This window comes from Pseudoruminococcus sp. (assembly GCF_047012705.1).
GTDB lineage: Bacteria > Bacillota > Clostridia > Oscillospirales > Acutalibacteraceae > Pseudoruminococcus.
Genome location: NZ_JBKXNW010000002.1, coordinates 177,222 through 192,116 on the forward strand (window position 1 = coordinate 177,222; position 14,895 = coordinate 192,116).

Here is a 14,895-nt window from a genome sequence, read left to right on the forward strand (position 1 = left end):
ACTTCGCAGTGCTTGCTATTCTTGAAAACCGTAAAATCTCTATTTCCACCGCAGGCTTATAAACCCTCCTATAAATAAGCCGAAAAAATCCCAAAATCGCACCCCTATTCTTACAAAACAATTGAAAAAATTTTCAAAATCGTTGATTTGCACAAAATAATGTGATATTCTTATTACATCAATCATTTGTATGTTCGTTCGATGTTTAGCAAGGAGTGTTAGACAAAGAATGAACGACAACAATAATACAAAAAATTATCCTCCTGATTTCCGAAAGAAAGTACGGCAGTTGGATCGCCAAACACGATATATTTTGCACGAACGTGAGGGCGGCAAGGGCAGACGAAAAATTATCGGATTTGATGAACGATATATGCAGGAGAAAAGCTCACCAACGCTGATAGAGGATATGATAACTGCAAGAGATATGCACCTTGCACTTGACCGTGCATTAGCTGAGTTGACCGCCGAAGAAGATCAGATTATTACAGAATGTTTTTTTGAGGGCGAAAGAGTTAATTATACAAAGCTTGCCAAAAAGCACGGTATAAGCAGACAGGTGTATTGCCGAAAGAGAAAACGCATATTACAGAAGCTAAGAAAATCGGTCATAACGAACTATACACAAATCTCCAACTTGTGCAAAACGCTGAATTTTTAGAAAAATGCGTTTTTAGGGGGTGCGATTTCGCATTTTTTTCGGCTTATTTATAGAGGGGTAATTCTCTCTGTGCGTTAATTTGTACAACCTCAATTGCATTTTATAGCGGATTATGGTATTGTATTGAAACCACTGAATTTCAGTTATTAGTGCCTGTTTGCGGAAAGGAGTAATGTGAATGCAAACAGGACAATACAAAATCACTGCACTTTATGCTCGTCTGTCCTCAGACGATGAGCTGCAAGGTGACAGTAACAGCATAATCCACCAAAAGCAAATTCTTGAGGAATATGCAGCTACTAACGGCTTGGGAAATTGTCAATTCTATGTTGACGATGGCTTTTCGGGAACAAACTTTGATCGCCCTGATTTTCAGAGAATGATTGAGGATATCGAAAGTCAGATTGTCGGTGCGGTAATTGTCAAAGACTTGTCCCGATTGGGAAGAAATTACTATCAGGTAGGATACTACACAGAGAAGTTTTTCTTAGAACACAACATCAGGTTTATTTCCATAACCGACAATGTTGACAGTATCAACGGAACGAATGAATTTGCACCGTTCCATAATCTGATCAATGACTTCTATGCAAAGGACATAGCCAAAAAGCAAAAGGCTGTAATAGAAAGCAAAGGTAACGCAGGACAACGATTGACCACGAGGGCAATCTATGGCTATAAAAAAGACGAATACGGTCAATGGATAATCGATGAAGAAGCAGCTTCGGTTGTCAGGAAAATTTTTGAGTTATGTGCAAGCGGAAAAGGTGTACAGCAGATTGCAAATTATCTTTTTGCTAACGGGATAAAAAATCCTACAGCGTACAAAGGCAAAGCTAAAGAAGGTAGCGTTGCAGAACGCAATCCGTATCTTTGGTCAGCACAAACAGTTTCGCAAATTCTGAGCAAACAGGAATACTGCGGTGACACTGTTAACTTCCGCTATCGCAAGAAGGGACTGTGCAGCAAAATCATTGTCAAGAACAGTCCCGAAGATATAAAGATTTTTGAGGACACACATGAAGCAATTATCAGCAGAGAACTCTTTGACAAAGTGCAGCAACTCAGGAGTAAAAAACGCCGCAGAGCAATTATTGAAACCCCTGTGCTTTTTGAAGAAGCATACTGCTCAGACTGCGGCAGGAGAATGTTGATTATACGTTCACGGAATTATCATCCGGCAGCGTATGTTTGCTCCACCTATCGCAAGGCACTTACCATAAGAGAACGTTCCTGCACTTCTCACTACATCATCGAAAAGGTTCTTGCAGATATTGTTCTGAAAATGATCAATCAGCTTTTGGAAACAGCAAGAAAAAGTCCCGAAGAATTTCAGAAGATCATATCCTCTGAGTTTACAAAACAAAACGGACTGACACAGGCTGAAATAAAAAAAGAAATCTCGTCCGCACAAAAAAGAACAGACGAGATAGATCAGATCATTAAATCATTGTATGAGGACAAGGTGAAGGGAAATATTTCTCTTGAAATTTTTCAGAAGCTTTCTTCCGAATACTGTTCAGAGCAAAAAAGCCTGACGGCAAAAATCTTAGACTGCAACAAGAAAATAGCGGAACTCGGTAAAACAAGAGAAGCTATGAAGGGTTTTTTTGATGTAATTGACAGCTATTGCACAAAAGGCGAAATCGGAGAGCTGACAAAGGAGATAGTTGAGGACTTTATTGACCATATCGTTATTAGCCAAGAAAAAAAGGCTGACGGCAAGCGTCAACCTAAAATCTACTTTAGAGGGATTGGTTTGTTAAGTGAAGATGTGCTTCGCTAAAACAATTAACAGTAATTCTAATTCAATATTTAATGAAAATATTAATCGTATTTTGACTATTGTTACAGCTATTGCATGTATTTTTATTATTTTGGCCATTTTAAGAGCAGTTATCAGCAATATAAAGAAATCAAATTCTAAGCCCAAATTGAAAAAATTTCCTGAAAAAATGATTCCATATGATTTTACTGCTTCAATTTCTTCATTCATTAAAGAAAATGATAAAAAATTTGATGTCCAAAAATTTCTTGAATGGACTAAAAGAATATTTTGTACAGTGCAAATTGCTTGGACTCGGAGAGATTGGGAAAAAATTCGTGCCTTTGAAAAAGAAGAACTTTTTGAACAGCATAATAAACAGCTGCAAGAGTATATTCGCCTTGGCAGGATAAATGTTATTGAAAATATAGATATTATAGACGCTTATTTACATAAGCTTGTAGTTGACAATAACTTTCAAAATCTAACTGTAAGTATGCGTGTAACTATGAATAACTATGTTATAGATGAAAAATCCGGTAAGGTTATTATAGGTAATAAAAAGAAAGTTATTGATAATATCTATCTGCTTACCTTTACAAGAAGTAGTGGTATTAAAACTAATATGGTCAATGGCTTTGTTATGAATATTTGTCCTAACTGCGGTGCTACGGTCAGGTCTGAAAATGCCGGTAAATGTGAATATTGTGGAAGTATTATTTATACAGATGAATTTAACTGGGTTCTTTTAAATTTCGAATCTGTTGATGAGAATTTCGTAAATGATAATCGTGGCATAATTTTTCTTGATGGTACAAACCAATTTTAATTTGAGGTGTAAAAAAATGAAAAATATAAGAAAGAAAATTCTTGCCATTATCCTTTCAGCAATAGTTGCGTTCTCTATGCCTACGGCATTAGCCGTTGATGCATACTATAATCTTCCTCTTGATGCGGGTAACCATCATAGATTTAGCGGTGGTGGTTCTCACCGTTCCTCTCGTTCCCGTTCTCGTTCTCGTTCTCACACAACAACTGGTGGAAGCAGTTCGGGTGATAATTTAGATGATGTAGGCGCAATAATTTTATGTGCTTCAATATTTATAATATTTATCTCACTTGTTATATATTTTGTTAAGTCTCCGTCAACTTCCTCCCGAAAAGCGAAGACATATAAGAATATTCCGCCGATGTTCCCATATAATGCTACAGAGCAAATTACTGAATTTATTAAGCAAAATGATGAGAATTTCGATACGGAAAAGTTTCTTTCGTGGGCTAAGAAAGTATTTATTGCCTTACAGGCTGCTTGGACAGAGCGAGATTGGGAAAAAATCCGTACTCTCGAAAAAGAAGAGCTTTTTGAACAGCATAATATACAACTACAAGAATTCATTCGTCTTGGCAGAATAAATGTTATGGATAACATTCAAATAATAGACGCTTATCTACATAAATTTGGTATAGACGAAAATTATGAACATCTTATAGTAAGTCTTAGAGCAACTATGAACGATTATATAATAGATGAAAAATCAGGCAAGGTAATCGCAGGCGATAAATATGAGGTCTTTGATACTATCTATCAGATGACCTTTACAAGACGCAAGGGAATTAAAACAAATATTGTGAAGGGTAGAATTGTAAGTATTTGTCCGCATTGTGGTGCGGAGGTTGAATCTTCAAGTGCTGGCAAATGCCAATATTGCGGAAGTGTTATTCATTCTGGCGAATTTAACTGGGTTCTCTCAAATCTTGAGTCTGTTGATGAAAATTTCGTTGATGATACACGAGGAGTAGTTTTCATCAATAATTGAAACCAATAGGGGTATGTGAAATTGAAAAAATTTTTTGCAGTTATTTTGTTCATAGTGGTATTTTCACTTTCTATAACAATGGTTGCTGAGGCATATTATAACCTTCCACTTGATGTTGGTAACCATCATGACTATGGTGGTGGCGGAGGTGGCGGAGGTGGCGGTCATTTTGGTGGCGGTTATTCTAGCCATGATTCTACAATAGATAGTGATTTAGAATTTTTTTTGCTGGCTTTTGCACCTGCTATAATTGCGTTATTAATTTGCTTGTTAATGATTGTTACTCATGATAGAAGCACTTCAAAAATTCTTGATTTTATGAAAAAAAATGATGAATCATTTGATGCTGAAGGTCTAATTAAATATATAAAAGATATATTTATTCTTAGAGAAAAAGCATTGAGCCAGTTTGATTTAAAAACAATCCGCTCTATTGAAACCGACGAAGCATTCGCCTCGCACGAGTCTTGGCTAAATGAATATATCCATATAGGAGAAAAAGATTGCATTAGAAAAATAGAAGTACAAAAGGTTAAGCTGACTAAATATGTTCGTGATAAAGAAACAGAGCATTTATCTGTTTTGATTGATGCCCAATTTCAAGTTCAAGGTGTAGCATGGACAAAACTTTTTGATAAGGATAATGCAAATAAATTATTAAATTCTTTTGTTGAGATAAAAAAACATAATACACCTTCTAAAAGAAAGCGAAATAATAAAAATTCTAATGATGATTTATTAACTATTAAAAAATGTATAGGAAATATAAACCCAAGATATTGCATTACTCTGACAAGGTGTAGACGAGAAAATTCGAGTGATAATACTTGTCCTTTCTGTGGTGCGAAATTCAAACTTAATAGTTTTGGAAAATGTATATATTGTGGTAGTATCATAAAGTGGACTATCTCTGATATACATATAGATAGTTCAAGCTCTCGTGAGTCTTATAAAAATTGTATAGTTCTTTTAGATGAGGGACAAAAGGATAATAAAGATTGATTGGAGTAAATCGTAATAATATGAAAAAAATTTTTACTATAGTTTTTTCTATAATAGTGATATTTTCACTTTCCACAACAATGGTTGCTGAGGCATATTATGAGTTGCCTGCCTATGTAAACAATAACTATGAAAATGATAATCAACCTACTACTGACTATCATTTTTCCCAGACTCGCCGTCATCGTTCCCGCTCTCGTTATCGTAGCCGTTCATATATAGGGGGCTCAACCACCACTTCAAGTGATTCGGGTATAGCCGGAAATATAGCTGTTGCAATAATATATTCGGTAGCGGTTCTTGCAGTGCTTGCCTTTATATTTATAGCTTTTAAGAGAAAGAAGAAGGAATCGACAAAGGTTTATAGCAATATTCCGCCGATGTTTCCACATAATTCTAATATGCAAATTGCTGTATATCTCAAACAAAAAGATAAGAATTTCGATATGGAAAAATTTCTTAATTGGGCTAAAAATATCTTTTTAACTCTTGAAAATGCTTTTTCACAGAGAGATTGGCAAAAAATTTATACACTTGAATCTCAAGAGCTTTTTGAACAGCATAATGCTAAGATACAGGAGCTTATTAGTCTTGGCAGAATAGAGGTTAAGGACAATATAAATATTATAGACGCTTACCTTCATAAACTGCTTGTAGACGAAAATTCTGAAAGTCTTATTGTAAGTATCAGAGCAACTATGAATGATTATATTGTAGATGAAGCATCTGGCAGCATTATTACTGGTAAAAAAGAAGAAGTTTTTGATACTATTTATCAGATGACCTTCACAAAAACTAACGGTGTAAAAACTACAATTATGAATGGCGAAAGTATCACTCAAGCTGAAAAATCCGACTGGATTCTCACAAAATTTGAGCCTGTTGATAATAATTTTGTTGATGATATCAGCGGTGTAGTTTTTAATAATAACAATAGATTTTGATTAAAAAATTAAAATCAGAGGGTAGTGTATGAAAAGAAAAATTTTATCTGTACTTATTATAATTCTTTGCATAGGAACATTCAGTCTTAGTGCGTATGCTTCAAGTTATGAAATATCTGATATGACAAGATATGTTAATCGCAGTTCTTCTTCATCATCAAACGACCTTTCTGGCATTTGGATTTTGTTAATGGTATTTATTGCTGTTGGTGGATATTATTTTATAAAATATCAGTACCAAAAAACCAAAGACGATAATGCCGGTGAGAGATTTATTCGTGAAAGAGATAAACAAATGGCTCAGGTAAATTCTCATAACTTCGGTGAACCAAAGAATTTAACAGAGCAAATCGCTAATGAAATTCGCAAGAACGATAAAAATTTCAGCGGAGATAGATTTATATGGTTTGCGGAAAACTATTTTATAGCATATAAAGACGCTTTTGGCGAGAGAAATCTTAAACTTATAGAAGACCTTACTACAGAAGATATATTCTTTGATGATAAAAAAATAATTGAAGACGATATTGAAAAGGGCATTGCTCATATATGCAACAGAATAAACTTTCAAACAGATTATATCTATCGATATGAATATAATGATAAATTTGAATATGCAAGCCTTTACATAAAAGCTAAAGCTGTTGAATATATAGAAGATATTGTAACAGGAGATTCTATTCACGGTAATAAATATATGGATAACTTTATTATTTATAGTATGACACTTAGGCGTAAACTTGGAGAAAAAAGTTTTATAGGCACAGGTGTTTCAAGCTGTCAGTGTCCGAACTGTGGTTCTAATATTGATTCGGTTATTGCCGGAAAATGTAGATTCTGTGGTCAAACTGTCAAAACAACAAAGTCAAGCTGGAGAATTTCCGCAATAAGAAAAACTCAAATCGGAACAGACCTCGGTATGTCTGGAATATTCAGAATAACTTAAAAGGAGAATTTGAAATGGGTTTTTTTGATAATGATGAATACGATAATATAAGTCCTGAATCTCTTGACGGACTTGCTTATGATGAGCTTAATAAAAGACTTCACGAATATAATCAGGCAATAGCTGATGAAGATGAAGATGTTATTCAGGCAAGAAAAGAAAAGCAGAAGAAAGAAGTTCATATTTTCGCTGCTGCCTGTATTATAATTTTTGGTATAGCCATAGGATATTTCTTATATATATATATAAATTATACTGAGCTTTATGTAAAGAATTTTGGCATTCGCCCAAAGGGAAAGGCAAGTGATGAGGATATTATATTCTTAGGTTTTACTGTTCTTGCACCTGCGATTCCATATATATTAGTTGCTATTACTATTGGAATAATTGCTATTTTTTCTTATTATTTTATCAAGGCAAAGAAAAATCCTAAGAGTATAGATGATTATCTTAAAATCAATGAGATTGAAGACGAAAATCTTATTCGTGACGGCTTTACTCCTCAGAATTTCCACCCGGAATCTTTTGCTAATCCGAAGCAAAAGCCTTCACCATATATTTCTCCAAATAACTATACAAGCGAGATTATGGTATTTCTGCAAAGTACAGACCCTACTTTTAATTCGCTTGAATTTATCGAATGGGGAAAGAAGTGTTTCAGAATATTTTGGGACGCTTGGACGATTGGCAATATGGAGGCGGCGAGAATATTTGTAAGTGATGACTTATATAATAAGATGCGTTCGCTCTTTGAGGATAACATTAAGAAAAACCGCAAAGATGTCTATAAGATTTATTCTCTTTTAGGCTGCTTTCTGAATAAATATGAGAGAGAATCCGGATTTGAATATCTCACAATATATCTGACATCTGTTCATAGACATTATGTTCTCGATACACGCAGAAATTCAAATATTCCTATTGAGGGAAGTATCTCAGAGGATATGAAAACAGTTTATCAGCTTAAATTTATGAGAAGATTTACGCTTGACCAAAAGACAAAGATTAAGGGCGGCATACAGACAGTTATTTGTCCGAACTGTGGTGCAGAGGTAACAGCACTTAATGCAGGACGCTGTGAATTTTGCGGAAGTGTCATTAAGGTAAGCGAATTTTCTTGGGTACTTTCGGATATTGATGAATACATAAGGAATAAAACGCCTGTTGATAATCGTGGCGTAATAATCCACAATGTAAAATTTTAGTGGATATGTGACTGCACAGGGCAAGAAGCGGGGGAGTGATTCCGCAGTTAAGACAATGATAATATAAAATATGAGGGTACTTGAAGTATTCAAGTACCCTCATCACATCTCTAAAGGTTAGTGTTTGTTTTCTAATAGCTTTGGACTCAATCAAGAACGGTCTTGTTCATATTTATCTCCACGAATTTTCCGGTTTTGTCAAAAATAAAAGTATATCCCTTATACCCTTGTGTTTGACGACTATTATACATATACTCACAACCTGTCGGAGTATCGTTCTTCTGTAAGTTTTCTGCACCCACAATCTTTAGAAGCTCAGATTCGCTCATTCCAAACTTAATACCCCCAGACAATTCAAAATCTACATTTTTATTAAGTGTGCTGTTAATATAAACGCTTGTTGCCATTGCATCCTTGGCACTAATCGTCTTATCCGTAAAATTTTTAACATTAAATAGGAACTCCATATCATCTTTCGTTACACATAAGCCTAAAAGTGCTTCTTGACCCGCTTTTATGCTATCATTTTGAGCTACAATAGTCCAGCCGTTTTTGGTAAGTTCCGACACTGGCATCGGCATCGTATAAATATCTCCCTGAAATCTGAATGTGTATGATGTATAATCATCATTTAAACTCGATGGTACCTTATACTCAAACTGACTTGCCTCACTTGACTCTGATACAGCTTCACTTGAAATCAAGGATTTTTCCTCACTCGAAACCGTAGACACATTTTCATTAGATACAACATTACTTGACTGAGAAACAGAGCTTGAATTCTCATTTCCGCTTGAACAAGCTGTGAATACCCCTATTGTACATAATAGTGCTGTGGACAAAATCACTGATTTTTTGAACATATTATTTTCACGAAACATTTTATTACCTCCATATTGTATTTTTAATATTATAATATATGATTTTATAAAAGTCAATATAGAATTTGCTAAGTGGGGAGATGGCTTGTTGTAAAATTTTATTTGGGATTTTTTAAAGGCTTGTAGGTCAAGGGTAACATCCTTGTTGCTCTTCACAGAAAGCGACATACTGTACGAATTTCGAAATCTATAATAAAAAGCCATAGCTCTCAAATAAAGAACTATGGCTTTTTATGTTGATATTTTATTATTTATTATGCGATTAGATATTTTATAGCATTAACCATTCTTAAATATGCATTGGGCTGAAGATGGTAGCCGTCCGGAGAATCGTCCTCATCAAGATAACCATATTCATTCCTAAGATAGCTATTGACATCAAGATAGACGGCATTATGTTCTTTCGCAATATTTTTTATCATTGTATTGAATTTTGCAATATTTTTGGTATTCATTCCGTCCTCGCCTTTAGCTTCAAGGCTTTGGGTTATCGGCGTAATAGAAAGTAAATATATATTTGCATTAGGTAGATTTGTATGTATTTCATCAACAAGTTCTGCGTAATCATCGGTAAAAATATCAGGATAAGACCAGCCAACCTCATTAACGCCAAACATTATAAAAATATTTTTATAATCCTTAGAGAACATTTCATCAAGCATAGGCTTTTTGTGGTTATCAAGCTTTTGGTCAAAAACTGTTGCAACATTCATTCCGATATATGAATAAACATCTGCCTTATCCACAAGATTATACTCTTCTAAATCTCCGAAAAGCGAATTTCCTAAAAAGGCAAAGCTACTATTAAAGGTAATATTCGTTTCAGGAATTTTAGTTTTGTTGTTTACGCTGTTAGCAGGAAGCTTTTCAGCTTTAGATTCTGTTTTTGACTCGGTCTTAGACTCCGATTTTGATTCAGCCTTTGACTCGTTCTTAGATTCCGTCTTTGATTCAGCTTTGGATTCTGTCTTAGACTCCGCCTTTGATTCTACTTTAGATTCAATTTTGCTTTCTGTATTCGGGCTTGAGCTTTCTGGATTATCTTTACCACAGCCGACAAGTGAAAGCAATATAGCCATAGCAAAAATTACTGCAAGGGATTTTTTCATTATACGCACACCTTTATTTAAATTCTCTCAGAAAATTATACACCCACTTCTATGATAAATCAACAGATAAAGGTACAATTTAGCAAAATAAATCATATACCAAAATTTAACATTTATTAGGTAAAGAAACATTTTTGCAAATAACTTTACTAACATTGTCATAGTGATATTATGAAGCTTTCGTTGACACCTACATAAAAAAAGATTATAATATATCTATGAATTTCATTTAAGAAAGTAGGTTATCCAAATGAAAAGTGATAAGCTTAATAATGGCGTTGACTGGGCTCCGAGAAGGTCGCTCCTCCACGCACTCGGTATGACTAACGAAGAAATCGCACAGCCTCTTGTCGGTATCGTAAGTTCATATAACGAAATCGTTCCGGGCCATATGAACATAGACAAAATCGTAGATGCTGTTAAGCAGGGCGTCGCTATGGCTGGCGGTACTCCTGTTGTTTTTCCGGCTATTGCCGTATGTGACGGTATTGCTATGGGACATGAGGGCATGAAGTATTCCCTTGTAACCCGTGACCTTATCGCAGATTCAACAGAGGCTATGGCTATGGCTCACGGTTTAGACGCTCTTGTTATGGTTCCTAACTGTGATAAGAATGTTCCGGGCTTACTTATGGCTGCTGCCCGTGTTAATATTCCAACTATCTTTGTCAGTGGCGGTCCTATGCTTGCTGGTCTTGTTGATGGCTGCAAGAGAAGCCTTTCAAGTATGTTTGAGGCTGTTGGCGCTTATAATGCAGGAAAAATCTCCGCTGAAAAGCTTGAGGAATTTGAGAACAAAGTCTGTCCAACCTGTGGCTCTTGCTCAGGTATGTATACAGCTAACTCTATGAACTGCCTTACAGAGGTTCTCGGTATGGGACTTCGTGGCAATGGTACTATTCCTGCTGTATATTCAGAGAGAATTCAGCTTGCTAAACACGCAGGTATGCAGGTCATGGAGCTTCTCCGCAAGGATATTAAACCTCGTGATATTATGACACTTGACGCATTCAAAAATGCTCTCACAATGGATATGGCTCTTGGCTGCAGTACAAACTCTATGCTCCATCTTCCGGCTATAGCTCACGAATGTGGCATTGAGCTTGACCTTGATATGGCCAACGCAATCAGTGAAAAGACACCTAATATTTGTCATCTTGCTCCTGCCGGTAGTCACTATATGGAAGAGCTTAACGAGGCAGGCGGTATCTACGCTGTTATGAAAGAAATTGACAAGCTTGGCTTGCTCAAGACTGACATTATCACTTGCACAGGTAAGACTGTTGCAGAAAACATTGCAAATGCTGTCAATAAGAATACTGATGTTATTCGTCATTCTGATAATCCTTATTCAAAGACCGGCGGTATCGCAGTTCTCAAGGGAAACCTTGCTCCTGATTCATGCGTTGTTAAGCGTTCTGCTGTTGCTCCTGAAATGCTTGTACATTCAGGTCCGGCAAAGGTTTATGATTGCGAAGAGGACGCTATGGCTGCTATCAATGGCGGTGAAATCGTAGACGGTGATGTTGTTGTCATTCGTTATGAAGGCCCTAAGGGTGGTCCTGGTATGCGTGAAATGCTCAATCCTACATCTGCTATTATGGGTAGAGGACTTGGCAGCACAGTTGCCCTCATCACAGACGGACGCTTCTCTGGTGCAACTCGTGGTGCGGCTATCGGCCATGTATCACCTGAGGCTGCTGTTGGTGGAAACATTGCTCTCATCAAGAATGGCGATATTATAGATATTGATATTCCTGCAAATACAATTAATGTTCGTCTTTCTGACGAAGAGCTTGCAGAACGCCGTAAAGCTTGGACACCAAGAGAACCTAAGATTACAACAGGCTATCTCGCAAGATACGCTTCTCTCGTAACATCAGGTAACAGGGGAGCTGTTCTCGAAGTAAAGAAATAAGATTTTATATTTTAGATTGCACACACGGTTCGGGCTAAGAATTGTGTGTGCTTTTTGTATTAATATAACTTTATTAGGTATAAGTCAATATAACAAAAAACGCTACAACTTACATTCTTATAAGCTGTAGCGTTCCTTATGTTGTTTTTATTCAGGCCTTTAAAGTGTTTTTAAAAAATCTGATAAAGCGGAAATTAAATCAGATTTTCAGTTGATTAATAACAAACGAAATTACTTTTGGTTATTAACTGCGATATCATCAACCAACTGTTGAATGTGAGCAATCTGCTCCTCGTTAAGACCGGAAATCAAGAGATACTTCTTATCGTCAAGACCGAGAAGATAATCTGTGCTTACTGAGAAGAAATCAGCAATCTTAACGAGCATTTCGATTGAAGGAAGGATGTTGTCATTCTCCCAGTTAGAGATGCTCTGCTTGGAAACAGATAAGCTTCTTGCAAGCTCTACTTGAGTAATATTTCTTGCGGATCTTAATTCACGAATTCTTACATTTAACATCAGTTTTTCCCCATTTCACTAAAGTATTTTACAATTACACTATATTAAATTTAAAAATACTTTTGCATAATATTAATGTAATTGTATGATTGTTATATTACATGTTTCAAAGACTCTCAGAAATTAAAGGCCTTATAAACAAAATCGAAAGTATTTGAAAACACATCTAATATAATTATTATATCAAATAATTCTGAATTTGCAATAGTAATTTTAAAATATTCAAAAATATTTTACAATCAACTTTAAAAAATTTGTGATTGACAATTATTTTAGTTTTTGCTGCTGATATAATATTATTTAATTTGATTTTCAAAAAAAACTATAAAAAAATACATCATTATTATTTGACTAATTATGCCAAATATGATAAAATATAGATTGATTGAGCAATTTTAACAGTAAATTTCAGACAGGAGAAACTATATGGGTGATACTATAAAAAACGAGCATAAATCTTTTAATCTTGCAAAACATCCCATTTTGATGTTGGGACTTATCTGTCTTTGCTCAGCAGTTATTTTTGGTACTAAACCCTTTTCAGGTACAGGAATAATTTTTCTATTATGCGTTATATTTTTTATTATAATCATAACATTCAGTCAGAGTAAAACTGATGAAAAATTTAAGGTGACAGCAGTTAAATCATCAGGTTATGCAATCCTATTTTTTATAGGCTATTGCATAATATCTATACAACAGAAATCAGGAGCTTTTCTTTTTCTCTTTGCAGTATTTCTTGCGGTAATTTATGGTTTATATTGCTATATAAATGATACGCTTGATACAAAAAAAGTTATTATGATACTTTTTATACTTGCTTTTGCACTCAAGCTTGCATATGTGCTATATACAACAGTTCATCAAAGACAGCACGATGTCGAAAACTTTGATGGTGCTTCAAGAGGACACGCCGCATATATACTCTACATATTAAATCATTGGTATTTACCGGATTTTGATGTTAGAATGCACTGGCAGTTCTATCATCCGCCGCTGCATCATTTTATTGCGGCTATTTGGCTAAAAATACAGAGTAATCTTGGCATAGCTACTGAAGCATCATATGAGGGCCTGCAATATCTCTCGCTTTTCTATTCAAGCATATCTATGTATCTCTCTTATAGGATTATGCAGGAACTCAGATTAAGAAGAACAGGACTTATCGTAGCTTTTGCGATAGTTGCTTTTCATCCGACTTTTATAATTCTTGCAGGAAGCGTAAATAACGATATTCTTTCAGTGGCATTTATGCTTGGGGCGATTTTAAATACACTTGTGTGGTATAAAAATCAAACCATAAAAAACATATTAAAAATAGCCTTGTGCATAGGTTTAGGAATGCTTACAAAGCTTTCTGTTTGGATGGTTGCTCCTGCGGTTGCCATAGTTTTTATTATTGTACTTATACAAAATAGAGATAAATTTAAAAAGCTTATTCTTCAGATGCTTGCTTTTGGGGTCGTAAGTATACCTATTGGACTTTTTTGGAGTGTAAGAAACTATCTTATGTATAAGGTTCCGTTTACTTATGTTCCGGAGCTTTCAAAAACAAGTTCTCAGTATATCGGTAATTATAGCGTTCTTGATAGGCTTTTTGATTTCAATTTCAGCCAGTTTGAAAGCGTATATACTCAATTTGTATTCTATTCGGGAAAATATTTTGAGTATAACCCAACTATTGCTCTCTTTAAAACTGCTATGTTTGATGAGGTTATCAACGATACTTATTATCCTGAAATAAAATATAGCGGAATCGTTCTTTTTTGGTCTGGCGTAGTGCTTGCTTTGCTTGGCTTTATTGCAATTATTTATATGCTTATCAGAAAAAAGAGTATGAAACCTGCCTTTAAGGTTTTCTTTGCAACTCTTACCGCTATAATTTTAGCCTCTTATTATATATTCTGTTTCAAATTTCCATTTACTTGTACTCAGAATGTGAGATATGTTGTGCCGCTAATAACAGTCGGTGCAGTGTTTATAGGCCTATGGCTGACAAAAACTCTTGGCAAAAAAACAAAATCAGTAAAAGTATTCCGAATTGCAGTTTGTGCAATTACAGTTTGTTTCTGCATATCGTCTGCAATAACCTATACTTTGATTGGAATATAAGATTAAAAAGGAATGA

At 35.0% G+C, this 14,895-nt stretch carries 13 protein-coding genes; 10 read left to right on the plus strand and 3 right to left on the minus strand.

Translation table 11 applies throughout. From position 1 onward, the window contains the following. Positions 1 to 229 precede the first annotated feature (229 nt). The 8 genes from ACLU24_RS02705 to ACLU24_RS02740 all read left to right on the plus strand — a co-directional run bounded on the left by ACLU24_RS02705 (position 230) and on the right by ACLU24_RS02740 (position 8,340). On the plus strand, positions 230 to 661 hold the full coding sequence (locus ACLU24_RS02705) for a sigma factor-like helix-turn-helix DNA-binding protein (protein ID WP_412610145.1): 432 nt from the start codon (positions 230 to 232) through the stop codon (positions 659 to 661). Between the two features lie 178 nt (positions 662 to 839). Further along, entirely contained in the window at positions 840 to 2,447 is a 1,608-nt protein-coding gene (locus ACLU24_RS02710; RefSeq protein ID WP_412610146.1) for a recombinase family protein, read from the plus strand. 91 nt (positions 2,448 to 2,538) lie between these two features. Then, on the plus strand, positions 2,539 to 3,255 hold the full coding sequence (locus ACLU24_RS02715) for a TIM44-like domain-containing protein (protein WP_412610147.1): 717 nt from the start codon (positions 2,539 to 2,541) through the stop codon (positions 3,253 to 3,255). Between the two features lie 16 nt (positions 3,256 to 3,271). Continuing rightward, positions 3,272 to 4,243 carry a TIM44-like domain-containing protein gene (locus ACLU24_RS02720; RefSeq protein WP_412610148.1) on the plus strand — a complete coding sequence of 324 codons (972 nt, stop codon included), beginning with the start codon at positions 3,272 to 3,274 and terminating at the stop codon, positions 4,241 to 4,243. A gap of 21 nt (positions 4,244 to 4,264) precedes the next feature. Then, positions 4,265 to 5,245 (plus strand): TIM44-like domain-containing protein, encoded by a 981-nt coding sequence (locus ACLU24_RS02725; protein WP_412610149.1) that lies wholly within the window; start codon positions 4,265 to 4,267, stop codon positions 5,243 to 5,245. A gap of 20 nt (positions 5,246 to 5,265) precedes the next feature. Further along, complete coding sequence (locus tag ACLU24_RS02730; protein ID WP_412610150.1) at positions 5,266 to 6,189, plus strand: TIM44-like domain-containing protein; 924 nt, start codon at positions 5,266 to 5,268, stop codon at positions 6,187 to 6,189. A 28-nt stretch (positions 6,190 to 6,217) separates the two neighbouring features. Further along, complete coding sequence (locus ACLU24_RS02735) at positions 6,218 to 7,135, plus strand: Tim44 domain-containing protein (protein ID WP_412610151.1); 918 nt, start codon at positions 6,218 to 6,220, stop codon at positions 7,133 to 7,135. Positions 7,136 to 7,149: 14 nt separating this feature from the next. Next, positions 7,150 to 8,340, plus strand: a complete 1,191-nt coding sequence (locus tag ACLU24_RS02740) for a hypothetical protein (RefSeq protein ID WP_412610152.1) — start codon at positions 7,150 to 7,152, stop codon at positions 8,338 to 8,340. 146 nt (positions 8,341 to 8,486) lie between these two features. On the opposite strand, the gene ACLU24_RS02745 is transcribed toward ACLU24_RS02740, so the two are convergent. Both ACLU24_RS02745 and ACLU24_RS02750 read right to left on the minus strand, forming a co-directional pair. Then, complete coding sequence (locus ACLU24_RS02745; RefSeq protein WP_412610153.1) at positions 8,487 to 9,221, minus strand: hypothetical protein; 735 nt, start codon at positions 9,219 to 9,221, stop codon at positions 8,487 to 8,489. A gap of 254 nt (positions 9,222 to 9,475) precedes the next feature. Next, the gene (locus tag ACLU24_RS02750) at positions 9,476 to 10,330 is read right to left on the minus strand and encodes a GDSL-type esterase/lipase family protein (RefSeq protein ID WP_412610154.1); all 855 of its coding nucleotides are present in this window, start codon (positions 10,328 to 10,330) and stop codon (positions 9,476 to 9,478) included. 250 nt (positions 10,331 to 10,580) lie between these two features. Between ACLU24_RS02750 and ilvD the strand changes: the two genes are divergently transcribed. Then, on the plus strand, positions 10,581 to 12,248 hold the full coding sequence (gene ilvD, locus ACLU24_RS02755) for a dihydroxy-acid dehydratase (protein WP_412610155.1): 1,668 nt from the start codon (positions 10,581 to 10,583) through the stop codon (positions 12,246 to 12,248). Positions 12,249 to 12,479: 231 nt separating this feature from the next. On the opposite strand, the gene ACLU24_RS02760 is transcribed toward ilvD, so the two are convergent. Then, entirely contained in the window at positions 12,480 to 12,767 is a 288-nt protein-coding gene (locus ACLU24_RS02760; protein ID WP_412610156.1) for a helix-turn-helix domain-containing protein, read from the minus strand. A 426-nt stretch (positions 12,768 to 13,193) separates the two neighbouring features. Between ACLU24_RS02760 and ACLU24_RS02765 the strand changes: the two genes are divergently transcribed. Further along, the gene (locus ACLU24_RS02765; protein WP_412610157.1) at positions 13,194 to 14,879 is read left to right on the plus strand and encodes an ArnT family glycosyltransferase; all 1,686 of its coding nucleotides are present in this window, start codon (positions 13,194 to 13,196) and stop codon (positions 14,877 to 14,879) included. The last annotated feature ends 16 nt before the right edge of the window (positions 14,880 to 14,895 follow it).